The 22,137-nt window shown below is 70.4% G+C and carries 19 protein-coding genes and 1 tRNA gene; 16 read left to right on the forward strand and 4 right to left on the reverse strand.

Annotated elements, in window-relative coordinates; translation table 11 throughout:
• Positions 1–159 precede the first annotated feature (159 nt).
• Genes desA through MTQ10_RS11180 form a run of 4 tightly spaced genes read left to right on the forward strand, consistent with a single transcriptional unit; the run spans position 160 to position 5,174 of the window.
• Positions 160–1,602 carry a lysine decarboxylase DesA gene (gene desA, locus MTQ10_RS11165; protein WP_247465438.1) on the forward strand — a complete coding sequence of 481 codons (1,443 nt, stop codon included), beginning with the start codon at positions 160–162 and terminating at the stop codon, positions 1,600–1,602.
• Positions 1,586–2,869, forward strand: coding sequence for a lysine N(6)-hydroxylase/L-ornithine N(5)-oxygenase family protein (locus tag MTQ10_RS11170; protein WP_247465440.1), 1,284 nt, complete (start codon positions 1,586–1,588; stop codon positions 2,867–2,869). The genes desA and MTQ10_RS11170 overlap by 17 nt, the downstream gene beginning before the upstream one ends.
• Positions 2,866–3,408, forward strand: a complete 543-nt coding sequence (locus MTQ10_RS11175) for a GNAT family N-acetyltransferase (RefSeq protein WP_247465442.1) — start codon at positions 2,866–2,868, stop codon at positions 3,406–3,408. The genes MTQ10_RS11170 and MTQ10_RS11175 overlap by 4 nt, the downstream gene beginning before the upstream one ends.
• The gene (locus MTQ10_RS11180) at positions 3,405–5,174 is read left to right on the forward strand and encodes an IucA/IucC family protein (RefSeq protein WP_247465445.1); all 1,770 of its coding nucleotides are present in this window, start codon (positions 3,405–3,407) and stop codon (positions 5,172–5,174) included. The genes MTQ10_RS11175 and MTQ10_RS11180 overlap by 4 nt, the downstream gene beginning before the upstream one ends.
• Positions 5,175–5,240: 66 nt before the next feature.
• On the opposite strand, the gene MTQ10_RS11185 is transcribed toward MTQ10_RS11180, so the two are convergent.
• Positions 5,241–6,854: a beta-N-acetylhexosaminidase gene (locus MTQ10_RS11185; RefSeq protein WP_247465447.1), complete on the reverse strand. Its 1,614-nt coding sequence runs from the start codon at positions 6,852–6,854 to the stop codon at positions 5,241–5,243.
• A 115-nt stretch (positions 6,855–6,969) separates the two neighbouring features.
• Between MTQ10_RS11185 and MTQ10_RS11190 the strand changes: the two genes are divergently transcribed.
• The 3 genes from MTQ10_RS11190 to glmS all read left to right on the forward strand — a co-directional run bounded on the left by MTQ10_RS11190 (position 6,970) and on the right by glmS (position 10,159).
• Positions 6,970–7,854: a DUF4429 domain-containing protein gene (locus tag MTQ10_RS11190; protein WP_247465449.1), complete on the forward strand. Its 885-nt coding sequence runs from the start codon at positions 6,970–6,972 to the stop codon at positions 7,852–7,854.
• Positions 7,855–8,070: 216 nt separating this feature from the next.
• Positions 8,071–8,328, forward strand: coding sequence for a hypothetical protein (locus MTQ10_RS11195; protein ID WP_247465452.1), 258 nt, complete (start codon positions 8,071–8,073; stop codon positions 8,326–8,328).
• 13 nt (positions 8,329–8,341) lie between these two features.
• A complete protein-coding gene (gene glmS, locus MTQ10_RS11200) occupies positions 8,342–10,159 on the forward strand; it encodes a glutamine--fructose-6-phosphate transaminase (isomerizing) (RefSeq protein WP_247465454.1) in 1,818 nt (605 codons plus the stop codon).
• 136 nt (positions 10,160–10,295) lie between these two features.
• On the opposite strand, the gene MTQ10_RS11205 is transcribed toward glmS, so the two are convergent.
• Both MTQ10_RS11205 and MTQ10_RS11210 read right to left on the reverse strand, forming a co-directional pair.
• Positions 10,296–10,862 (reverse strand): GPR1/FUN34/YaaH family transporter, encoded by a 567-nt coding sequence (locus tag MTQ10_RS11205; protein WP_247465457.1) that lies wholly within the window; start codon positions 10,860–10,862, stop codon positions 10,296–10,298.
• Between the two features lie 151 nt (positions 10,863–11,013).
• A complete protein-coding gene (locus tag MTQ10_RS11210) occupies positions 11,014–11,541 on the reverse strand; it encodes a universal stress protein (RefSeq protein WP_247465459.1) in 528 nt (175 codons plus the stop codon).
• Positions 11,542–11,865: 324 nt separating this feature from the next.
• On the opposite strand from MTQ10_RS11210, the gene MTQ10_RS11215 reads away from it, so the two are divergent.
• From MTQ10_RS11215 to MTQ10_RS11235, 5 genes are all read left to right on the forward strand, one after another.
• Positions 11,866–12,189 carry a hypothetical protein gene (locus tag MTQ10_RS11215; protein ID WP_247465462.1) on the forward strand — a complete coding sequence of 108 codons (324 nt, stop codon included), beginning with the start codon at positions 11,866–11,868 and terminating at the stop codon, positions 12,187–12,189.
• A 378-nt stretch (positions 12,190–12,567) separates the two neighbouring features.
• Positions 12,568–13,791 carry a helix-turn-helix domain-containing protein gene (locus tag MTQ10_RS11220; RefSeq protein WP_247465465.1) on the forward strand — a complete coding sequence of 408 codons (1,224 nt, stop codon included), beginning with the start codon at positions 12,568–12,570 and terminating at the stop codon, positions 13,789–13,791.
• A gap of 89 nt (positions 13,792–13,880) precedes the next feature.
• Complete coding sequence (orn, locus tag MTQ10_RS11225; RefSeq protein WP_247465468.1) at positions 13,881–14,489, forward strand: oligoribonuclease; 609 nt, start codon at positions 13,881–13,883, stop codon at positions 14,487–14,489.
• Between the two features lie 110 nt (positions 14,490–14,599).
• Positions 14,600–14,672: transfer RNA gene (locus MTQ10_RS11230), tRNA-His, on the forward strand.
• Between the two features lie 266 nt (positions 14,673–14,938).
• Positions 14,939–15,505 carry a hypothetical protein gene (locus tag MTQ10_RS11235; RefSeq protein WP_247465471.1) on the forward strand — a complete coding sequence of 189 codons (567 nt, stop codon included), beginning with the start codon at positions 14,939–14,941 and terminating at the stop codon, positions 15,503–15,505.
• Positions 15,506–15,672: 167 nt separating this feature from the next.
• On the opposite strand, the gene MTQ10_RS11240 is transcribed toward MTQ10_RS11235, so the two are convergent.
• Complete coding sequence (locus tag MTQ10_RS11240; RefSeq protein ID WP_247465473.1) at positions 15,673–16,728, reverse strand: LacI family DNA-binding transcriptional regulator; 1,056 nt, start codon at positions 16,726–16,728, stop codon at positions 15,673–15,675.
• A 366-nt stretch (positions 16,729–17,094) separates the two neighbouring features.
• On the opposite strand from MTQ10_RS11240, the gene MTQ10_RS11245 reads away from it, so the two are divergent.
• From MTQ10_RS11245 to MTQ10_RS11260, 4 genes are all read left to right on the forward strand, one after another.
• Positions 17,095–18,420: an ABC transporter substrate-binding protein gene (locus MTQ10_RS11245; RefSeq protein ID WP_247465476.1), complete on the forward strand. Its 1,326-nt coding sequence runs from the start codon at positions 17,095–17,097 to the stop codon at positions 18,418–18,420.
• Entirely contained in the window at positions 18,417–19,442 is a 1,026-nt protein-coding gene (locus MTQ10_RS11250) for a carbohydrate ABC transporter permease (protein ID WP_247465479.1), read from the forward strand. The genes MTQ10_RS11245 and MTQ10_RS11250 overlap by 4 nt, the downstream gene beginning before the upstream one ends.
• Positions 19,442–20,338: a carbohydrate ABC transporter permease gene (locus MTQ10_RS11255; RefSeq protein WP_247465482.1), complete on the forward strand. Its 897-nt coding sequence runs from the start codon at positions 19,442–19,444 to the stop codon at positions 20,336–20,338. Before MTQ10_RS11250 ends, MTQ10_RS11255 begins: the two co-directional genes overlap by 1 nt.
• Positions 20,339–20,482: 144 nt before the next feature.
• A complete protein-coding gene (locus tag MTQ10_RS11260) occupies positions 20,483–21,931 on the forward strand; it encodes a GH1 family beta-glucosidase (protein ID WP_247465485.1) in 1,449 nt (482 codons plus the stop codon).
• The last annotated feature ends 206 nt before the right edge of the window (positions 21,932–22,137 follow it).

The following is a 22,137-nucleotide window of genomic DNA, read 5'->3' on the forward strand; positions in this document are numbered from 1 at the left end:
CTCGACACCCCCGTCAGCGCCACGCGCCCCGGCGTGGCTCCCCGACGCCCGTGACAGCCGTCACGGCAGAGACATGCCCGAACCCCTTCAACTTAGGTTAGGCTCACCTAAGTTGATCACCCCGCTCGGATCGGACCGTCCCCACCGGAGGACCCCCACATGCGCTCGCACCTGCTCAATGACCTCACGGCGGAGCACTACCGCCGCTCCGTCACCGAAGGAGTAGAGCGGGTGGCGGCCAGACTCGCCACCACCGACCGTCCGTTCACCGGGGTCACCGTCGACGCGCTCGCCCCCCGCATCGACGGCATCGACCTCGACCGGCCGCTGCACGACACCACCGCCGTCCTCGACGAGCTGGAGGAGGTCTACCTCCGCGACGCGATCTGGTTCCATCACCCCCGCTACCTCGCCCACCTCAACTGCCCGGTCGTCATCCCGGCCGTGCTCGGCGAGGCGGTCCTGTCCGCCGTCAACTCCTCCCTCGACACCTGGGACCAGTCCGCCGGCGGCACCCTCATCGAGCGGAAACTGATCGACTGGACCGCCGCCCGTATCGGTCTCGGCCCCAGCGCCGACGGCGTCTTCACCTCCGGCGGCAGCCAGTCCAACCTCCAGGCGCTGCTGCTCGCCCGCGAGGAGGCCAAGACAGAGGACCCCGGCAAGCTCCGTGTCCTCGCCTCCGAAGTCAGCCACTTCAGCGTGAAGAAGTCCGCGAAACTCCTCGGCCTCGGCCCCGACGCGGTGATCTCCGTCCCCGTCGACCACGACAAGCGCATGCAGACCCTCGCCCTCGCCCGCGAACTCCAGCGCCTCACCGAGGACGGCCTCGTCCCCATGGCCGTCGTCGCCACCGCCGGCACCACCGACTTCGGCTCCATCGACCCGCTGCCCGAGATCGCCGAGCTGTGCGCCCAGTACGGCACCTGGATGCACGTGGACGCCGCGTACGGCTGCGGACTGCTGGTCTCCCCCACCCGCCGGCACCTCCTCGACGGCATCGAACGCGCCGACTCCGTCACCGTCGACTACCACAAGTCCTTCTTCCAGCCGGTGAGCTGCTCCGCCGTCCTGGTGCGCGACGCGGCCACCCTGCGCCACGCCACCTACCACGCCGACTACCTCAACCCGCGCCGCATGGTGCAGGAGCGCATCCCCAACCAGGTGGACAAGTCCCTCCAGACCACCCGCCGCTTCGACGCCCTGAAGCTGTGGATGACGCTGCGCGTGATGGGCGCCGACGGCATCGGCCGGCTCTTCGACGAGGTGTGCGACCTGGCCGAGGAGGGCTGGCGCCTGCTGGCCGCCGACCCCCGCTACGACGTCGTCGTCGAGCCCGCCCTGTCCACCCTCGTCTTCCGATACATCCCGCAGGCCGTCACCGACCCCGCGGAGATCGACCGCGCCAACCTGTACGCCCGCAAGGCCCTGTTCGCCTCCGGTGACGCCGTCGTCGCGGGCACCAAGGTGGCCGGCCGCCACTACCTGAAGTTCACCCTGCTCAACCCCGAGACCAAGGCGTCCGACATCGCCGCCGTCCTCGACCTGATCGCCGGCCACGCCGAGCAGTACCTGGGAGACTCCCTTGACCGCGCTTGCTGACACCCGAGAACACACCTACGACCTGGTGGGCATCGGCCTCGGCCCCTTCAACCTCGGACTGGCCTGCCTCACCGAACCCATCGAGGAACTGGACGCCGTCTTCCTGGAGTCCAAGCCGGACTTCGCATGGCACGCGGGCATGTTCCTCGACGGCGCCCACCTCCAGACGCCGTTCATGTCGGACCTGGTCACACTGGCCGACCCCACCTCGCCGTACACCTTCCTCAACTACCTGAAGGAGAAGGGCCGGCTCTACTCCTTCTACATCCGGGAGAACTTCTACCCGCTGCGCGTCGAGTACGACGACTACTGCCGCTGGGCCGCGAGCAAACTGTCCACCCTGCGCTTCGGCACGACGGTCACCGAGGTGACGTACGACGAGACCGACGAGGTGTACGTCGTGCGCACCGAGCGCGGCGAGACGTACCGCGCCCGCCACCTCGTCCTCGGCACCGGCACCTCCCCGCACCACCCGGAGGCGGTGCGCGGCCTGGACGGCGACTTCTTCCACAACTCCCGCTACATGCAGAACAAAGCCGCCCTGCAACGCAAGCGGTCCATCACGATCGTCGGCTCCGGGCAGTCCGCCGCCGAGATCTACTACGACCTGCTCTCCGAGATCGACGTCCACGGCTACCGGCTGAACTGGGTGACCCGCTCCCCGCGGTTCTTCCCGCTCGAATACACCAAGCTCACGCTGGAGATGACGTCCCCGGAGTACGTCGACTACTTCCGCGCCCTGCCCGAGGACACCCGCTACCGCCTCGCCCAGCAGCAGAAGGGCCTGTTCAAGGGCATCGACGGCGCCCTGATCAACGACATCTTCGACCTGCTCTACCAGAAGAACCTCGGCGGTCCCGTCCCCACCCGGCTGCTCACCAACTCCAGCCTGAACGCGGCCCGCCACGACAACGGCACCTACACGCTCACCTTCCGCCAGGAGGAGCAGGGCAAGGACTTCGAGATCGAGACCGAGGGCCTCGTCCTCGCCACCGGCTACGCCTTCGCCGAGCCTGAGTTCCTCGAACCGGTCCGGGACCGGCTGGTGCGCGACTCCCGCGGCAACCTCGACATCTCCCGCAACTACGCCGTCGACGTCACCGGCCGCGGCATCTTCCTGCAGAACGGCGGCGTGCACACCCACAGCGTCACCAGCCCCGACCTGGGCATGGGCCCCTACCGCAACAGCTGCATCATCCGTGAGCTGCTGGGCACCGAGTACTACCCGGTCGAGAAGACCATCGCGTTCCAGGAGTTCGCCGTATGAGCACCGTCAAGCCCAGCGACTTCACCTTCCGCCCGCTCGACCCGCTGAAGGACGCCGAGCTGCTGCACGGCTGGGTCACGCACCCCAAGGCCGCGTTCTGGATGATGCAGGACGCCAGACTGGAGGACGTCGAGCGGGCCTACATGGACATCGCCGCCGACCCCCTCCACCACGCCCTGCTCGGCCTGCGCGGCGGCGAGCCGGCGTTCCTGATGGAGAAGTACGACCCCGCCCAGCGCGAACTGGTCGGCCTGTACGACCCTCGGCCCGGCGACATCGGCATGCACTTCCTCACCCCGCCCACCGCGCTCCCCGAGCACGGCTTCACCCGCGCCGTCATCACCGCCGTCATGGCACACCTCTTCGAGGACCCGGCCGTGCGCCGCGTCGTCGTCGAACCGGACGTGCGCAACACCGCCGTGCACGCGCTGAACGCGGCCGTCGGCTTCGTACCGGAGCGGGAGATCCAGAAGCCGGAGAAGACGGCCCTGCTGAGCTTCTGCACCCGCGAGCAGTTCGAGAAGGCGGTCACCATATGAGCCTCGCCGACGCCGTCGCCCACCTCACCCCCGAGCTGTGGGACCGCGCCAACCGCCACCTCGTCCGCAAGGCCCTCGCCGAGTTCGCGCACGAACGGCTGATCACCCCCGAGCCCGACGGGGACGGCTATGTCGTCCGCAGCGACGACGGGCTCACCGCGTACCGCTTCACCGCCGTACGCCGGGCCCTCGACCACTGGGAGATAGACGCCGGTTCCATGTCCCGGCGGCGAAACGGCACCGAACTGCCGCTCGCCGCGCTCGACTTCGTGATCGAACTGAAGGGCTCGCTCGGACTGAGCGACGAGGTCCTCCCCGTCTACCTGGAGGAGATCTCCTCCACCCTCTCCGGCACCTGCTACAAACTCACCAAACCGCCGGTGACCTCCGCGGAGCTGGTCCGCGGCGGCTTCCAGGACATCGAGACGTCGATGACCGAGGGCCACCCCTGCTTCGTCGCCAACAACGGCCGGCTCGGCTTCGGCATCCACGAATATCTGTCGTACGCCCCCGAGACCGCGTCCCCGGTCCGGCTGGTGTGGCTGGCCGCGCACCGCTCACGGGCCGCGTTCACCGCGGGCGCCGGCATCGAGTACGAGTCGTTCCTCCGCGCCGAACTGGGCGAGGAGACCCTCGCCCGCTTCCACGGCGTGCTCGCCGAACAGGGCCTGGACCCGGCCGACTACCTCCTCATGCCGGTCCACCCCTGGCAGTGGTGGAACAAACTGAGCGTCACCTTCGCCGCCGAGGTCGCCCGCCGTCATCTGGTGGTCCTCGGCGAGGGCGACGACGAGTATCTGGCCCAGCAGTCCATCCGGACCTTCTTCAACACCAGCAGCCCCCGCAAGCACTATGTGAAGACGGCCCTGTCCGTCCTCAACATGGGCTTCATGCGAGGCCTGTCCGCCGCCTACATGGAGGCCACCCCGGCGATCAACGACTGGCTCGCCCAGCTGATCCAAAACGACCCGGTGCTGAAGGCGACAGGCCTGACGATCATCCGGGAGCGGGCCGCCGTCGGCTACCGGCACCTGGAGTACGAGCAGGCCACCGACCGCACTTCGCCGTACCGGAAGATGCTCGCCGCACTGTGGCGGGAGTCCCCGGTGCCGTCCCTCCAGGACGGCGAGCAGCTCGCCACCATGGCCTCCCTGCTCCACGTCGACCACGAGGGCCACGGCTTCGCCGCCGCGCTGATCGAACGCTCCGGTGTGCCTGCGACGGAGTGGCTGCGCCGCTATCTGCGCGCCTACTACACGCCGCTGCTGCACAGTTTCTACGCCTACGACCTGGTGTACATGCCGCACGGCGAGAACGTGATCCTCGTCCTGAGGGACGGCGTGGTGCAGCGGGCCGTCTACAAGGACATCGCCGAGGAGATCGTGGTCATGGACCCCGACGCGGTGCTCCCACCGGAGGTCCGGCGGATCCGCGCCGAGGTCCCCGACGACAAGAAATTGCTGTCGATCTTCACGGACGTCTTCGACTGCTTCTTCCGCTTCCTCGCCGCGCAGCTCGCCGCCGAGGGCGTGCTCGGCGAGGACGCGTTCTGGGACACGGTCGCCGAGGTGACCCGCGAGTACCAGCAGGCGACGCCCGAACTCGCCGAGAAGTTCCGGCAGTACGACATGTTCGCCCCCGAGTTCGCGCTGAGCTGCCTCAACCGGCTCCAGCTGCGCAACAACAAGCAGATGGTCGACCTTGCCGACCCGTCCGGCGCGCTGCAACTCGTCGGCACCCTGCCCAACCCGCTCGCGGGGCGCTGACATCGCAGACAGGCGGGCGCCCCGGTGTACGGTCCACCGGGGCGCCCGCCCGCGTGTGCGGGCCGGTCAGAGGGCCGGCCAGGGCACCTGCGGGGAGCGGTGGTAGGTGATGCCGAGGGCGTCCCAGCGGGGGGCCTGCGCGGCGAGCCGCACCTTGTAGGTGTCCCAGTCGTGGGTGCTCGCCGGCGACCAGCCCAGCTCGGCCGCGCCGGGCAGCCGCGGGAAGGCCATGTACTCCAGGTCGGCCGAGGCCTGGAGCGTCTCGGTCCACATCGGGGCCTCCACGCCCTTGATCGCGGACGCGGGGGCGCCGGGCAGATAGGTGCCGGGGTCCCAGTCGTAGGACCGCTGCACCTCGACGTATCCCGCCCAGGCCAGGCCGAGCCGGGTGTTCTTGTCGTACTTCATGTCGAGGTAGATCCGGTCGGCGGGCGACAGGATCAGCCCGGTGCCGTTCTTCGCGGCCCGCACGACCTGCTCCTTCTCGGCGGGCGCGGTGGTGTCCAGGCCCCAGTACTGGGCGAGCGCGCCCGGCGCGGGCGTGGCGCCGGTGAGCTGGTGCCAGCCGATGACGGTCTTGCCGTGGCGGGCGACGAGCGGCTGGACCCGGTCCATGAAGGCGACGTAGTCCTCGTGGCTGGTGGAGTGCGCCTCGTCGCCGCCGATGTGCAGGTACGGCCCCGGAGTCAGCTCGGCGATCTCGCGGATCACGTCGTCGACGAAGTCGTACGTGATGTCCTTCGGCACGCACAGGGAGCTGAAGCCGACCTTGGTGCCGGTGTACAGCGGGGGTGCGACGCCGTCGCAGTTCAGCTCGGCGTAGGAGGCGAGGGCGGCGTTGGTGTGGCCCGGCATGTCGATCTCGGGGACGACCTGGAGGAAGCGGGAGGAGGCGTAGCGGACGATCTCCCGGTAGTCGTCCTTGGTGTAGTGGCCGCCGGGGCCGCCGCCGACCTGGGTGGAGCCGCCGTAGGTGGCCAGGCGCGGCCAGGAGCCGACGGCGATGCGCCAGCCCTGGTCGTCGCTGAGGTGCAGATGCAGGGTGTTGATCTTGTAGAGGGCGAGTTGGTCGATGTACCGCTTGACCTGGTCGACGGTGAGGAAGTGCCGGGCCACGTCGAGCATGGCGCCGCGGTAGCCGTAGCGGGGCCGGTCGGTGATCGTGCCGCCGGCGACCTCCCAGGGGCCGGGCTGCACGGTGTCCTTCTCGACGGCCGGGGGCAGCAGTTGGCGCAGGGTCTGCACGGCGTGGAACAGGCCGGCGGGGGTGGCGGCGGTGAGGGTGACGCGGGAGGCGTCGCTGTCCAGGCGGTAGCCCTCGGTGCCGTAGGGGCCGGGGGCGAGGCGCAGCAGGATGCCGGCGGCGCCCGTGGTGGTGACGGGCAGCGGGTAGCCGGTGGAGGGCCGCAGGATGCCGGCGAGGTACTCGCCGACGCGCCGCACCTCGGGGTCGTCGTCGACGCGGATGCGGGTGCCGGCGGTGATGCGGTACGGCGTCGCGCCCGGGGTGACCTCGGCGGGCGCCGGGATGATCCGGTCCAGCGGGACGGGGGCGGCGGACGCGGCCGGGGCCGAGCCGGCGGTGAGGACTCCGGCGGAGGCCACGAGCAGGAGGGTGCCCAGCAGTCGGGGCAGGCGGGGCGTCCTGGGGCGGGGAGTCGTGCGGTGATGCCGTCTCACATGCGCTCCCTTCGGGGGTGGAGGGGACCTGAGGGGTACGGGCCACCCCTGCCCCCACTATCGCGCAGGGGTGCGGCCCGATCGAGGGGGGCCGGGCCGGTGGAAGAATCCCTCCATGGCGGAAATCATCCAGAAGGACGGCACGTGGGTCTTCGACGGCGACGCCCTGCGGCTGACGCCGGGACACGACAAGAGTGTGAGCCTGCTGCGCAGGACGTTGGGTGAACTGGTCGTCCCGCTGGGGGCGTTGGCGGGGGTCTCGTTCGAGCAGGGCCGGAAGAACGGGCGGTTGAGGCTGCGGCTGCGGGACGGCGCCGATCCGCTGACGCACGCCACGGCCGGCCGGCTGACCGAGCCGCACGACCCGTATCAGCTGGTGGTGGAGCCGGACCGGTACGGCGTCGCCGAGTACGTCGTGGACGAGGTGCGCAACGCGCTGCTGCTGGACCAGGTGCCGTCGGGCCCGGTGGACACGTATCTGCTGCCGGGGCCCGCGGTGCCGCTGTCGGTGTCGGCGGGGGACGGCACGGCGAGCTTCGACGGGGAGCAGGTGCGGCTGGAGTGGAACTGGAAGACGGAGGACGCGAAGGCGGCCGTCGGTGAGCGTGTCCTGCCGGTTGCGGACATCGAGGGCGTGGAGTGGCTGCCGGCGGCGGGGCTGGAGAACGGCTGTCTGCGGTTCGTGGTGCGGGGCGCGCCGACGACGGCGCCCGCGAAGTACGACCCGAACGCGGTGGAGCTGTGGGGGTTCAAGAAGGATCCGCTGATGGCGCTGGTCGCGGCGGCGGTCCAGGCCCGCCTCCCGCATCCGTCCGGGCGGTCCGCGGCGCGTCCGCCGGCCGGGAAGCCGGTCCTGGACGGTGCGGCGCCGGCCGCCGGCGGGGACGATCACGACGTGCTGTTGCGCCGGTTGCGGGAGCTGGGCGAGCTGCACCGCGACGGGGTGCTGACGGACGACGAGTTCGCGCTGGCCAAGCAGGCGGTGCTGAAGCGGCTGTGAGCCGGTCGGGGCGGGTCGTGCCGCTCCACGGAAGCTGGGGGTGCCTTGTGCGCGGGTGGGCCGGGCCGCCGCGCCGGGGTCTTGCGCTGCTGCGTCCCCGGGCACGCGTATGCCTCCCTGTGGCCGGCCGGGCTGTGCCCCTCCGCGCGGGCGGCGCTTGCCCGAAATCGGGCAGGCTTGTTGCGAAAGCGGCGGCGTTCCCCCAAGATCTAGCGGGTGCACGACGAACTGGTCGATCATCTGACGCGGACGACGCCCCTGAGCCGGGGCGAGGCGCTGCGGGTGATCCAGGACGTGCTCGCGTTTTTCGACGAGACGACGGAGGAGTTCGTCCGTCGCCGCCATCGTGAGCTCCAGGCGCAGGGCCTGGTGAACGCGACGATCTTCGAACGGATCGCGGCGGACCTGAGATATCGCGCCGTGGCGCCGCCGGAACTCTCGCTCCGGCAGCTGCGCCGCATCGTCTACGGCTGAGGAATACGTATATATGTGCGGAATCGTCGGATACATCGGGAAGCGTGATGTCGCGCCCCTGCTCCTGGAGGGCCTCCAGCGCCTGGAGTACCGCGGCTACGACTCCGCGGGCATCGTCGTCAGCTCCCCGAAGTCGGCCGGCCTGAAGATGGTCAAGGCCAAGGGCCGGGTCCGCGATCTGGAGGCCAAGGTCCCGGCGCGGTTCAAGGGCACCACCGGTATCGCCCACACCCGCTGGGCCACCCACGGCGCCCCGTCCGACGTGAACGCCCACCCGCACCTGGACGCCGAGGGCAAGGTCGCCGTCGTCCACAACGGCATCATCGACAACGCCGCCGACCTGCGCCGCAAGCTGGAGGCGGACGGCGTCGAGTTCCTCTCCGACACCGACACCGAGGTCCTCGTCCACCTGATCGCCCGCGCACAGGCCGACAAGCTGGAGGACAAGGTCCGCGAGGCGCTGCGCGTCGTCGAGGGCACCTACGGCATCGCCGTGATGCACGCCGACTTCAACGACCGGATCGTCGTGGCCCGCAACGGCTCCCCGGTCGTCCTCGGCATCGGCGAGAAGGAGATGTTCGTCGCCTCGGACATCGCCGCGCTGGTCGCCCACACGCGGCAGATAGTCACCCTCGACGACGGCGAGATGGCCACCCTCAAGGCCGACGACTTCCGCACCTACACGACGGAGGGCACGCGCACCACCGCCGAGCCCACCACCGTCGAGTGGGAGGCCGCCTCGTACGACATGGGCGGCCACGACACCTACATGCACAAGGAGATCTTCGAGCAGGCGGAGGCGGTCGACCGCGTCCTGCGCGGCCGTATCGACGACCGTTTCTCCACCGTGCACCTCGGCGGCCTCAACCTGGACGCCCGTGAGGCCCGGCAGATCCGCCGCGTGAAGATCCTCGGCTGCGGCACCTCGTACCACGCCGGGCAGATCGGCGCGCAGATGATCGAGGAGCTGGCCCGTATCCCCGCCGACGCCGAGCCGGCCTCCGAGTTCCGCTACCGCAACGCGGTCGTCGACCCGGACACCCTGTACATCGCGGTCTCGCAGTCCGGTGAGACGTACGACGTGCTGGCCGCCGTGCAGGAGCTGAAGCGCAAGGGCGCCCGCGTCCTCGGCGTGGTCAACGTCGTCGGCTCGGCGATCGCCCGCGAGGCCGACGGCGGCATCTACGTCCACGCCGGTCCCGAGGTGTGCGTGGTGTCGACCAAGTGCTTCACCAACACCTGCGTGGCGTTCGCCCTGCTCGCCCTGCACCTGGGCCGCACCCGTGACCTGTCGGTCCGGGACGGCAAGCGGATCATCGAGGGTCTGCGCAAGCTGCCCGCGCAGATCGCCGAGATCCTCCAGCAGGAGGAGGAGATCCGGAAGCTGTCGGAGCAGTTCACCGACGCCCGCTCGATGCTGTTCATCGGCCGTGTCCGGGGCTACCCGGTGGCGCGTGAGGCCTCCCTGAAGCTGAAGGAGGTCTCCTACATCCACGCCGAGGCCTACCCGGCCTCCGAGCTGAAGCACGGCCCGCTCGCGCTGATCGAGCCGGCGCTGCCGACGGTCGCGATCGTCCCGGACGACGACCTGCTGGAGAAGAACCGCGCAGCCATGGAGGAGATCAAGGCCCGCAGCGGCCAGATCGTGGCGGTCGCCCACCAGCCGCAGGCCAAGGCCGACCACACGATCGTCGTGCCGAAGAACGAGGACGAGCTGGACCCGATCCTCATGGGCATCCCGCTTCAGCTGCTCGCGTACCACACGGCGAAGGCGCTGGGCCGCGACATCGACAAGCCGCGCAACCTGGCCAAGTCGGTCACCGTCGAGTAAGTCCCGGCCCGGGGGCAGGGGTTGCCCCTCCCCCGGTTCCGGCCGGAGAAGCGAACGGACCCCGCGTGACGCCACCTGTCACGGGGGTCCGTTCTGTACGCCGGGGTCCGCCCGGTCACCCGGCGAGGCGGCGCGGTCAGCCGGTGGCCGTCACACCCCGGCCCGCCGCGCGCCGCGGCAGCGCCGTCGGCCAGTGGGCCGACACGGCGGTCGCGGCGTACCAGGCCACCGCCCCCGCGGCGACGGCGAACCAGCCGCCGGCCTTGCCCAGCGAGCCCGCGTCGGCGAACCGGGCGAGGGCGAGGAGCAGCAGCGAGACGAAGAGCAGCCCGTGGGTGAGCTGTCCGAGCCGGTCGCCTCCGGACAGGGTGAGGGACAGCGCCACGAGGGCGAACAGCAGCAGGAACAGCCCTGCCGCGTTGTCGGAGACCTGCGCGCCCGCGCCCGCGGCCCAGGTGAACCAGAAGGCGCCGAGGGCCGTGAAGGCCGTACCGGAGGCCGAGTCCTTGTCCCGGAAGGCCAGCACACCGGCTATGAACAGGGCTATGCCGCCCACGTACTGGGCGATGGATACGGCGTCCGCCGCTGTCACGCCGTCGACGACCTCGGTGGTGCCGAGTCCGAAGGCCAACAGCGTGACACCGAGGGCGAGTCGGCCGATCACGGTGGTGATTGCGCTTCCCGCAGAGACGTCGTTGTCCACGGCGGGCTCCCTTCGTGCATGTGCAGTTGTACGGTGACCCGTATATGCCCTTCACAAGGGCACAAGGAACCTCCGCGGGCGGGTGTTTTCCTCGCGTGAGGCGCCTCGGAAGGGAGTTGACGCCCTGTCGGGCGGCCCGGCGGACGCCGGGTCAGGGAATGACGATCACGGGCCGCTTGGCACGCTTGGCGAGCCGGCCGGCGACCGAGCCGAAGATACGGCCCACGATGCCGTGGGTGGAGCCGACGACGATCGCGTCCGCCTCGTACTCCTGGCCGACCTCCTCCAGCTCGTGGCAGATGTCGCCGCCGCGCTCGACGAGGATCCACGGCACCTCGGCGAGATGGTCCGCGCAGGCCAGCTCCAGGCCGAGGACCTCGGTGCGGTGGTCGGGGACGTCCACGAAGACGGGCGGCTCGCAGCCCGCCCACACCGTGGTCGGCAGCCGGTTGGCGACATGGACGATGATCAGGCCCGCGCGGGAGCGCTGCGCCATGCCGATCGCGTACGCCAGGGCACGCTCACTGGAGGTCGAGCCGTCGAAGCCGACGACGACTCCGTGCTTGAAGGCGGGATCGCACGCATGGCGTGGCTCTTCGGCCGCCAGGGGATCCGTCGCCGACGGTTCGGCGACCGGCCGTTTACGGTCCGCGGGTTCGAAGAATTCGTGACCGGCCATGACTGTCTCGGCGTTGTGATCCTTGTGTGAGGGCGGGGACGACGTGTGCGGCGGAGGGAGCTGTGTCCGGGAAACGTCTTCCCAACCCCATACCCCCAAGGGTACGGCGGCACGCCTCCTTCGCCCAGATCCCGGGATCCCCGCCGCGGGGGTTCCCCGGAGCATGCACGAGCAGGCGCCCGTGACGCAACGGTTGCTGCCCCGTACAGGCGGTTTGGCCGCAAATCACGCACGGTCCACGCCGGCGCCACGGACAGTGACCGGGTGATCGAACACGCGTTGAACCCGGCGGAGCACCACCGCAGTACTTCCAGGGAGGCCGCCGTGCCCGCACCCGTCCAGAACTCCTCGACCGAGATCGTCCGCTGGGCCGTCTTCAGCTGCGCCCTCGTCCCCGTCGTCCTGCTGTGGTACGGCACCTCGCTCGCCGGCGCCGGCGGAACCGCCCTGGGGCTCGCCGCCGTCACCGCCGTGTGCCGGGTGCTGCTGCGCCGCTCCGAGCGGCTGGCGTCGGCCCGTCCCGCCGCCGGGGAGCCCGGACCGCCCCGCGGCCGGCACCACCGGCCCGGCTCCGGAGCGCACCGCGGCGGCCCGCACCCCGCCGCGGGCCACGGCGCGGGCGACGGGCGTCGCTCACCGGTCGCATGACCGGTTTCTGTGCGTCGGGGCGATGGTTTTCAGCCAACTTCCGGCGACCGCGCATCACCCGGGGAAAACACCCCCTGCCCCCCGTTCCACCTGCAAGGAAAGGGTCTCAGGGCGGCTGCGCACCCTACGCGCTTTGGCCACTGCGACAAGGCGCACTTCCCTGCGCGCTCCACGAGTGCAACGCTTCGTGATCGAATGCTTTACGCCAAGTTGCCATGTCGACAATGTGCCGGGTGGCCAACCGGCCACTGCGGCAAGGCGTGGCGCAGTAGATTCGATCTTGACTGTCGTACGGCGGGGGACTCGTGCAGGACCGAGGGGAAACGTGCAGGAGCGACACAACCGAGGAGCCGCGACCACCGAGGGGGGCTTAGCAGTATGAGCCACGACTCCACTGCCGCGCCGGAATCCGCTGTCCGCAAGCTGTCCGGGCGGCGCCGCAAGGAGATCGTCGCGGTGCTGCTGTTCAGCGGCGGCCCCATCTTCGAGAGTTCCATTCCGCTGTCGGTGTTCGGGATCGACCGCCAGGACGCCGGCGTGCCGCGCTACCGACTGCTGGTGTGCGCAGGCGAGGAAGGCCCGCTGCGGACCACAGGGGGCCTGGAACTCACCGCACCGAACGGCCTGGAGGCGATCTCCCGGGCCGGCACCGTCGTGGTGCCCGCCTGGCGTTCGATCACCTCTCCGCCGCCGGAGGAGGCGCTCGACGCACTGCGCCGGGCGCACGAGGAAGGCGCCCGCATCGTCGGGCTGTGCACGGGCGCCTTCGTGCTGGCGGCGGCGGGCCTGCTGGACGGCCGCCCCGCGACCACACACTGGATGTACGCGCCGACGCTGGCCAAGCGCTATCCGTCGGTGCACGTCGATCCACGCGAACTCTTCGTCGACGACGGCGATGTGCTGACGTCGGCGGGCACCGCCGCCGGGATCGACCTCTGCCTCCACATCGTGCGCAGCGACCACGGCAACGAGGCGGCCGGCGCGCTCGCCCGCCGTCTGGTCGTGCCGCCGCGCCGCTCCGGAGGACAGGAACGCTATCTCGACAGGTCTTTACCCGAGGAGATCGGCGCCGACCCGCTCGCCGAGGTCGTCGCCTGGGCGCTGGAACACCTCCACGAGCAGTTCGACGTGGAGACGCTGGCGGCACGCGCCTACATGAGCCGCCGTACGTTCGACCGCCGCTTCCGTTCGCTGACGGGCAGCGCACCCCTCCAGTGGCTGATCACGCAGCGGGTGCTGCAAGCACAGCGGCTGCTGGAGACGTCCGACTACTCGGTGGACGAGGTGGCGGGCCGCTGCGGCTTCCGCTCGCCGGTCGCCCTGCGCGGCCACTTCCGCCGGCAGCTCGGCTCGTCGCCGGCCGCGTACCGCGCCGCCTACCGGGCGCGCCGCCCGCAGGGCGACGGGCCGGGCGGCAAGGGCACCGACGCGGCCGAGGCGGCACCGGCCGCGCCGGCCGCCGCCACGCCGACCGTGCCGGCGCAGGCGACCGGTCCGGGTGCGCCGGGACTGCTGCACCCCGACAGCGGCCCGCTGCCGATGCAGCCGCGCCGCACGGCGGCCCTGTCGGGCAGCGTGCCCGGACCGCGCACCGGCAGCTGATCCCGTGACACCGCCATCGCCCCCCGAGCCCGGCCCGGGGGGCGATGCGGCCTGCCCTGCGGCGGGGGCCGGGCCGTAAGGTGAAACGCATGAACGATCGCATGGTGTGGATCGACTGCGAGATGACCGGCCTCTCGCTGTCCGACGACGCGCTCATCGAGGTGGCCGCCCTCGTCACCGACTCCGAGCTGAACGTGCTCGGCGAGGGTGTGGACATCGTCATCCGCCCGCCGGAGCGGGCGCTGGAGACGATGCCGGAGGTGGTGCGTCAGATGCACACCGCGTCCGGGCTGCTCGCGGAGCTGCCGGGCGGCACGACACTCCAGGACGCCGAGGAACAGGTCCTGGCCTATGTGCGCGAACACGTGAAGGAACCCGGCAAGGCCCCCTTGTGCGGCAACAGCGTCAGCACCGACCGCGGCTTCCTGCTGCGCGACATGCCGACCCTGGAGAGTCACCTGCACTACCGCATCGTGGACGTCTCCTCCATCAAGGAGCTGGCCCGCCGCTGGTACCCGAGGGCCTACTTCAACAGCCCGGAGAAGAACGGCAACCACCGCGCCCTCGCCGACATCCGCGAGTCGATCGCCGAGCTGCGCTACTACCGGGAGGCGATCTTCGTCCCCCAGCCCGGCCCCGATTCCGAGACCGCGAAGGCCATCGCCGCGAAGCACGTCCTCCCAGCTCAGCAGGGCTGACAGGGCCCCCGGGAGGGGCGCCGCGAAACCCGTGCGCGAGCACCCCTCCGGACCCTGTACACTTTTTCTCGGCCGGTCAGGGAAACGAAAGAATCCCCGCGCCGGTCGTGGTGGGTGTAGCTCAGCTGGTAGAGCACCTGGTTGTGGTCCAGGATGTCGCGGGTTCGAGTCCCGTCACTCACCCTGATGGATCGAGGGCCGATCCGCTCACGCGGATCGGCCCTCGGTGTTTCTCTCCTCGCACGGAATCACGGCGGCAACCGACCACGAGGGCTCCCCGGACCGTCGCACCGCCCCGAGAGCGAAGCCACCGTCAAGGCGGTGCACCGCCGAGCGGTGAATTCTCCCGACAGGCCTCGCGCCGCATTCCCTCCACGCTACCTTCACGGTGTCATCACGTGATCGCGCGGTGACACTCTGCACCAGCGCACTTCCGGGGGGAACTGCCCATGACCGACACCCCGCCGCCCATGCCCACCGTCCCGCCCATGATTCCCCGGCCTCCGCACAGGAGCCGCACCAACGCGGTGATCGTCGCGGCAGCCGCGGCGGTCGTCGCCGCCGTCGTCATCACCGGGATCGTCGTGGTCCAGGCCACCGACAACGGCACGGACAGCGGCAAGCCGATGGCGACCACGCCCGCGATCGCCTCCGCGACGGCCACGACCGAAGCCCTCACCACGGAGGACCACTCCACCCCCGAGCCGAGCCACGCCGCCGTGGACGAGGACGACTTCAGCATCGAACTGCGCACGACCGAGCGGCACTGCTTCGGCTCGGCCGGCTGCAACGTCACCGTCGAGCCCGAGCTGACGTACCTCGGGCTCACCTCGGAGCTCGACCCGGACGCCACCTACGAGATCACGTACGAGATCCTCGGCGACGAGTCAGGACCCATCATCGAGACAGCGGAACTGACGGACCGCACGAGCCTGACGTACCACCAGACATCGGTCAGCACCGACTCGTCGAGCACGACGGTGTCCGTGGAGATCACCGAGGTGATGACGCGTTGACGTCCGACTACCCGCCTCACGCGCGTGCCGTACGCGCCTCACGCGCCTGAGCCGAGGGCGTCACGGGGCGCGGGTGACGAGGTGCCGCGGGCCGCGGAAGGCGCCGGCCGTGCCCCGTGCGGCCGGGGCCGACCACTCCCCCGGCCGGGGGCGTCGGCATCGCGGCTTCAGGACGAGGCCCGCTCCACCAGCTCCGTCGCCAGTACCACCTGCCGTCGGTCCAGGCCGCGGGTCGCCGCCGGGCGGCGGTCCGCTATCTCCGTGAGGAGGAGGTCGATCATGCGGCGGCCCATCTCCTGGATGGGCTGGCGGACACTGGTGAGGGGCGGGTCCATGTGGCGGGCGATCGCGGAGTCGTCGTAGCCGACCAGTGACACGTCGTCGGGGATACGGCGGCCCGCCTCGCGGAGCACCTGGCGGGCGCCCGCCGCGGTGACATCGGAGCCGGCGAAGACCGCGTCCAGGTCGGGGCAGCGTTCCAGCAGGGCCGTCATCGCGCGCCGGCCGCCCTCCTCGGTGAAGTCGCCGGGCTCGATCAGCGTCTCGTCGACCTGGTGGCCCGCCTCGCGCAGGGCGTCGCGGTAGCCCTCGACGCGGCGCTGGGCGCCGTACACATCGAGGCGGCCCGTGATGTGGGCGATGCGGGTACGGCCGCGGGAGAGCAGGTGCTCGACCGCCTGGCGGGCGCCGGCGTAGTTGTCGGAGTCCACCGAGGGCAGCGTCTCCGACGCGGAGCGCGGGCCGCTGATCACGGCGGGGATCTCCAGCTGGGAGAGCAGGTCCGGCAGCGGGTCGTCGGCGTGGACCGAGACCAGCAGGACGCCGTCCACGCGGTGCGCGGCCAGGTACTGGGCGAGGCGGCGGCGCTCCCGGTCGTTGCCCGCGAAGATCAGCAGCAGCTGCATCTCCGTCTCGGTCAGCTCGGCGCCGACTCCACGCAGCATGTCGGAGAAGTACGGCTCGGCGAAGAAGCGGGTCTCCGGCTCGGGGACGACCAGCGCGATCGCGTCGGTGCGGTTGGCGGCGAGCGCGCGGGCGGCCGTGTTGGGGACGTAACCCAGCTCCGCCACCGCGGCCTCGACGGCGGCCCGGGTGGCCTCGCTGACCCGCGGGGAGCCGTTGATCACGCGGGAGACCGTGCCGCGGCCCACTCCGGCACGGGCGGCGACCTCCTCCAGGGTGGGCCGGCCGCCGCTGCGCCCACCCCGTGCTCCGTGTGCCATGCGCTCCGCCTCCCCGTCGACCCGGTCTCCGGCCTGGAATGTAACAGCCCCACCCGGATTCCCCATCGTCCCCGGCGCGAGGCGGGGAGCGCCGTCCAGCCACATGCGGTCGCCGGCCCGGACCACCTCGCGGAATGATTCGATCCAGTTAACGGCCCGATAACTGAACGCATCTTGAGGCGTCCGCGCCCTTGACACCCCCGCACGAACCTACGACTCTTCAAGTCATCACTTGTGGGAGCGCTCCCACAGTACCTGACACATACACGTCCCGCACGTTCCCCGCCCGAGCCGCAGCGAGAATCGAACGGGCCCAACCACAGCAGTTGGCCGGGGGGTCGGCACGTCAGGCAACAGGAGGACGCAATGCGTACGAGTACCCGCCGGTCCCACCGGATGACGGCCCTGGCCGCCGTCGCCGTCATGGCCACGGGGTTGCTGGCCGGCTGCGCCAGCGACGACGACAGCTCGTCCGGCTCGGACAACGGCGGTGGCAACGGGGGTGGCAAGACCACGCTGACCATCGGCACCTTCGGTACGTTCGGCTACAAGCAGGCCGGTCTGTACGACGAGTACATGAAACTGCACCCCGAGATCACCATCAAGGAGAACGTCACCACCCGTACCGACGTCTACTGGCCGAAGGTCCTCACCCGCCTCCAGGCCGGGTCCGGCACCGACGACGTGCAGGCCATCGAGATCGGCAACATCACCGAGGCGGTGCAGACCCAGGCCGACAAGTTCGTCGACCTCGGCGCGCAGGTCGACAAGTCGCAGTGGCTGGACTGGAAGAACGCCCAGGCCACCACGAAGGACGGCAAGCTGATCGGCCTCGGCACCGACATCGGCCCGATGGCGATCTGCTACCGCAAGGACCTGTTCCAGAAGGCGGGCCTGGAGACCGACCGCAACAAGCTCGCCGAGCTGTGGAAGGGCGACTGGGCGAAGTACGTCGACCTCGGCAAGAAGTACATGGAGAAGGCGCCGAGCGGCACCAAGTTCGTCGACTCCGCCTCCTCCGTCTACAACGCGGCGCTCGGCGGTGCCAAGGACCGCTACTACGACGCTGACGGCAACGTCATCTGGGACAAGTCCGAGGGCGTGAAGAAGGCCTGGGACGTCGCGATGACGGTCGCCACCAGCGACATGTCGGCCAAGCTGAAGCAGTTCGACAAGCCGTGGGACCAGGGCTTCGCCAACGCCAAGTTCGCCACCGTCGCCTGCCCCGCCTGGATGGTCGGCTACATCCAGGAGAAGTCCGGTGACGCCGGCAAGGGCAACTGGGACGTCGCGGCTGCGCCCACCGCGGCCAACTGGGGCGGCTCCTTCCTCGGCGTGCCGAAGGCGAGCAAGCACCAGAAGGAGGCCATCGAGCTGGCGAAGTGGCTGACCGCGCCCGAGCAGCAGGCCAAGGTCTTCGCCAAGCAGGCCAGCTTCCCGTCCACCCCGGCCGCGTACTCCTCGCTGAAGCCGTCGCCCGACACCCTGGCGTACTTCTCCGACGCGCCGCTCACCCAGATCTACTCCGACTCGGCCAAGACGATCCCGTCGCAGATCTTCGGCATCAAGGACCAGCCGATCAACACCGCTCTGACGGACGTCGGCATCCTCCAGGTCGAGCAGAAGGGCAAGTCCCCGGAGCAGGGCTGGAAGGCGGCCACTGAAGAGATCAAGGACGTGCTCGGCCAGTGACCGGCTCCAAGCAGGCTCTCGCGCAACCCGCGTCGAGCGCCGGCGCCGCGCCCGGCAAGCAGCCGGGCGCGGCCCGCCGCGCTCACGGTCGCGGTCGGCCGGCCTCGGGCGGCAGCCCGTGGCGCAGCAGGCTGTACCGCTGGGACATGAAGGCGTCGCCGTACGCGTTCATCACCCCCTTCTTCGTCATCTTCGGCGCCTTCTCCCTGGTGCCGCTGCTCTACACCGCCTGGTACTCGCTGCACCATGTGCAGCTGTCCTCGCTGGACCACCAGACCTGGGCGGGGCTGGACAACTACGAGAACCTGTTGTCCTCGGACTTCTTCTGGAACGCGCTGAAGAACACCTTCACCATCGGTGTCATCTCCACCGTTCCGCAGCTGGCGGCGGCCATCTGGCTGGCGCACATGCTGAACTACCGGCTGCGCGGCTCGACCGTGTGGCGCGTGGTGATGCTGACCCCGTACGCCACCTCGGTGGCGGCGGCGACGCTCGTCTTCACCCTGCTGTTCGCCCCGGACAACGGCATGGTCAACTGGGTCCTCGACGCCCTCGGCATGGACCCGGTGAACTGGCGCGAGTCCGACTGGGGTTCGCAGCTGGCGGTGTCCTCGATCGTGATCTGGCGGTGGACCGGCTACAACGCGCTGATCTACCTCGCGGCCATGCAGGCCATCCCGGCCGATCTGTACGAGTCGGCGGCGCTGGACGGCGCGACGCGCTGGCAGCAGTTCCGGCACGTGACGATCCCGATGCTGCGGCCGACGATCCTGTTCACGGTCGTGGTCTCCACCATCGGCGCGACGCAGCTGTTCGGTGAGCCGCTGCTGTTCGGCGGCGTCAGCGGCACCAAGGGCGGCTCCGAGCACCAGTACCAGACGCTCGGCCTGTACATGTACGACCAGGGATGGATCGTCGGCAACCTCGGCAAGGCGTCCGCGATCGCCTGGTCGATGTTCCTGATCCTGCTGATCATCGCCGCGATCAACCTGCTGATCTCCCGACGGCTGAGGAAGTCCTGATGGCCACCAGTGAAGTCACCCTTCCGCAGAAGACCTCGGGTGCCCCGCCGCGCCGGGTCCGGGTGATGGGCGCCGGCAAGCAGCTGCACGCCGGTCCGGTCACCTACGTCGTGCTGGTGCTGTTCGCGCTGGTGTCGCTGGCCCCGCTGCTGTGGACGGCGATCGCGGCCTCCCGTACCAACGAGCGGCTCGCGCAGACCCCGCCGCCGCTGTGGTTCGGCGGGAACCTGTTCAAGAACCTTCAGACGGCGTGGGACCAGGCGGGCATGGGCACCGCCATGTTCAACACGATCTTCGTGGCGTCCTGCATCACCGTCGGCACGGTGCTGTTCTCCACGCTCGCCGGGTTCGCCTTCGCCAAGCTGAAGTTCAAGTTCTCCAGCACGCTGCTGCTGCTCACCATCGGCACGATGATGATCCCGCCGCAGCTGGCCGTCGTCCCGCTGTACCTGTGGATGAGCGACCTGGGCTGGGCCAACCAGCTCCAGACGGTCATCCTGCCGACGCTGGTCAGCGCCTTCGGTACGTTCTTCATGCGGCAGTACCTCGTGCAGGCCCTGCCGTCCGAGCTGATCGAGGCGGCGCGGGTGGACGGCGCGAGCAGTCTGCGCATCGTCTGGCACGTGGTGTTCCCGGCGGCACGACCGGCAATGGCCGTGCTCGGTCTGCTGACGTTCGTGATGGCCTGGAACGACTTCCTGTGGCCGATCATCGCCCTGAACGGGGAGAACCCGACCGTCCAGGTGGCCCTGAACCAGCTCGGCACCGGATACATCCCCGACGACTCCGTGATCATGGCGGGCGCGCTGCTCGGCACGCTGCCCCTGCTGATCGCCTTCCTGCTGTTCGGCAAGCAGATCGTGGGCGGCATCATGCAGGGCGCGGTCAAGGGCTGACCCCCGCGTCCGGCCGTCCGGGCGGCACGCCTCCCCGCCTGCCGCCCGCCGCCCCGGGGGCCGGGCCGGCAATCCCCTGGCCCCGGCCCCCCTTCCCTCTCTGTCTGTCCGTCGGTCTCCACGACCCCCTATGGGAGCGCTTCCATGCCTGTGCCCTCGAATCCGGTGACGCCCGCGACGACCCCGGTGACCTTCCCACCCGCCTTCCTCTGGGGCGCCGCGACGTCGGCGTACCAGATCGAAGGCGCCGTACGGGAAGGCGGCCGGACCCCGTCGATCTGGGACACCTTCAGCCATACGCCGGGCAAGACCATCGGCGGCGACACCGGTGACATCGCTGTCGACCACTACCACCGCTACCGCGAGGACGTGGCCCTGATGGCGGAGCTGGGCCTCAACGCCTACCGCTTCTCCGTCTCCTGGCCGCGTGTGCAGCCGACCGGGCGCGGCCCGGCCGTCCAGGTCGGCCTGGACTTCTACCGCCGGCTGGTGGACGAGCTGCTGGAGCACGGCATCAAGCCGGCCATCACCCTCTACCACTGGGACCTGCCGCAGGAGCTGGAGGACGCGGGCGGCTGGCCGGAGCGGGAGACCGCGCTGCGGTTCGCCGAGTACGCGCACATCGTCGGCGAGGCGCTCGGCGACCGGGTCGAGCACTGGATCACCCTCAACGAGCCCTGGTGCAGCGCCTTCCTCGGCTACGCCTCCGGTGTGCACGCCCCCGGCCGCACCGACCACGCGGCCTCACTGCGCGCCGCGCACCATCTGAACCTGGCGCACGGCCTCGGCACGCAGGCGCTGCGCTCGGTGCTGCCGTCCCGCAACCAGATAGCGGTCAGCCTCAACTCGTCCGTCGTGCGGCCCCTGTCGCAGACGCCGGAGGACCTGGCGGCGGTGCGCCGCATCGACGACCTGGCCAACGGGGTCTTCCACGGCCCGATGCTGCACGGGGCCTACCCGCAGACGCTGCTGGAGTCGACGTCGTCGCTGACCGACTGGTCCTTCGTCCTCGACGGTGATCTGAACGCCATCCATCAGCCGCTGGACGCGCTGGGCCTGAACTACTACACGCCGACCCTGGTGTCGGCGGCCGACCCGAACGACAAGGGCCCGCGCGCCGACGGGCACGGCACGAGCGAGCACTCGCCGTGGCCGGCCGCCGAGGACGTGGCCTTCCACCAGACGCCGGGCGACCGCACCGAGATGGGCTGGACCATCGACCCGACCGGCCTGCACGAGCTGCTGATGCGCTACACGCGGGAGGCACCCGGTCTGCCGCTGTACATCACGGAGAACGGCGCCGCCTACGACGACAAGCCGGACGCCGACGGCCAGGTCCACGACCCGGAGCGCATCGCCTACCTGCACGGGCATCTGTCGGCGGTACGGCGGGCCATCACCGACGGCGCCGATGTGCGCGGCTACTTCCTGTGGTCCCTGATGGACAACTTCGAGTGGGCGTACGGCTACAGCAAGCGGTTCGGTGCCGTGTACGTGGACTACGCGACGCTGGCGCGGACGCCCAAGTCCAGCGCCAAGTGGTACGGCAAGGCCGCCCGCACGGGCAGCCTGCCGGAGGCTCCTGGGCTGTGAGAGGCGGGGCCTGAAGCGAGGGTGCGGGGCCGTGAGGTCCCCACCCGATCGAGGTGCGGGGCCGTGACGTCCCCACCCGGTCGAGGTGCGGGGCCGTGACGTCCCCACCCGGTCGAGGTGCGGGGTCGTGGGGCCTCGGCCCGGCCATGGGGTTCGGGGGCCCGGCCATGGGGTCCGGGGCTGCATGCCCCGGCCCGGTCGAAGAC

The sequence above is a fragment of the Streptomyces sp. XM83C genome, assembly GCF_023072675.1.
In the GTDB taxonomy this organism is placed as follows: domain Bacteria; phylum Actinomycetota; class Actinomycetes; order Streptomycetales; family Streptomycetaceae; genus Streptomyces; species Streptomyces thermocoprophilus.

What these genes read in the sequence shown, in the direction of transcription:
- glmS (WP_247465454.1), top strand. Translation starts at nt 8,342, where the DNA reads ATGTGCGGAATCGTCGGATACATCGGGAAGCGTGATGTCGCGCCCCTG.
- MTQ10_RS11180 (WP_247465445.1), top strand. Translation starts at nt 3,405, where the DNA reads ATGAGCCTCGCCGACGCCGTCGCCCACCTCACCCCCGAGCTGTGGGAC.
- MTQ10_RS11245 (WP_247465476.1), top strand. Translation starts at nt 17,095, where the DNA reads ATGCGTACGAGTACCCGCCGGTCCCACCGGATGACGGCCCTGGCCGCC.
- MTQ10_RS11260 (WP_247465485.1), top strand. Translation starts at nt 20,483, where the DNA reads ATGCCTGTGCCCTCGAATCCGGTGACGCCCGCGACGACCCCGGTGACC.
- desA (WP_247465438.1), top strand. Translation starts at nt 160, where the DNA reads ATGCGCTCGCACCTGCTCAATGACCTCACGGCGGAGCACTACCGCCGC.
- MTQ10_RS11175 (WP_247465442.1), top strand. Translation starts at nt 2,866, where the DNA reads ATGAGCACCGTCAAGCCCAGCGACTTCACCTTCCGCCCGCTCGACCCG.
- MTQ10_RS11220 (WP_247465465.1), top strand. Translation starts at nt 12,568, where the DNA reads ATGAGCCACGACTCCACTGCCGCGCCGGAATCCGCTGTCCGCAAGCTG.
- MTQ10_RS11210 (WP_247465459.1), bottom strand. Translation starts at nt 11,541, where the DNA reads ATGGCCGGTCACGAATTCTTCGAACCCGCGGACCGTAAACGGCCGGTC.
- MTQ10_RS11235 (WP_247465471.1), top strand. Translation starts at nt 14,939, where the DNA reads ATGACCGACACCCCGCCGCCCATGCCCACCGTCCCGCCCATGATTCCC.
- orn (WP_247465468.1), top strand. Translation starts at nt 13,881, where the DNA reads ATGAACGATCGCATGGTGTGGATCGACTGCGAGATGACCGGCCTCTCG.
- MTQ10_RS11190 (WP_247465449.1), top strand. Translation starts at nt 6,970, where the DNA reads ATGGCGGAAATCATCCAGAAGGACGGCACGTGGGTCTTCGACGGCGAC.
- MTQ10_RS11255 (WP_247465482.1), top strand. Translation starts at nt 19,442, where the DNA reads ATGGCCACCAGTGAAGTCACCCTTCCGCAGAAGACCTCGGGTGCCCCG.
- MTQ10_RS11240 (WP_247465473.1), bottom strand. Translation starts at nt 16,728, where the DNA reads ATGGCACACGGAGCACGGGGTGGGCGCAGCGGCGGCCGGCCCACCCTG.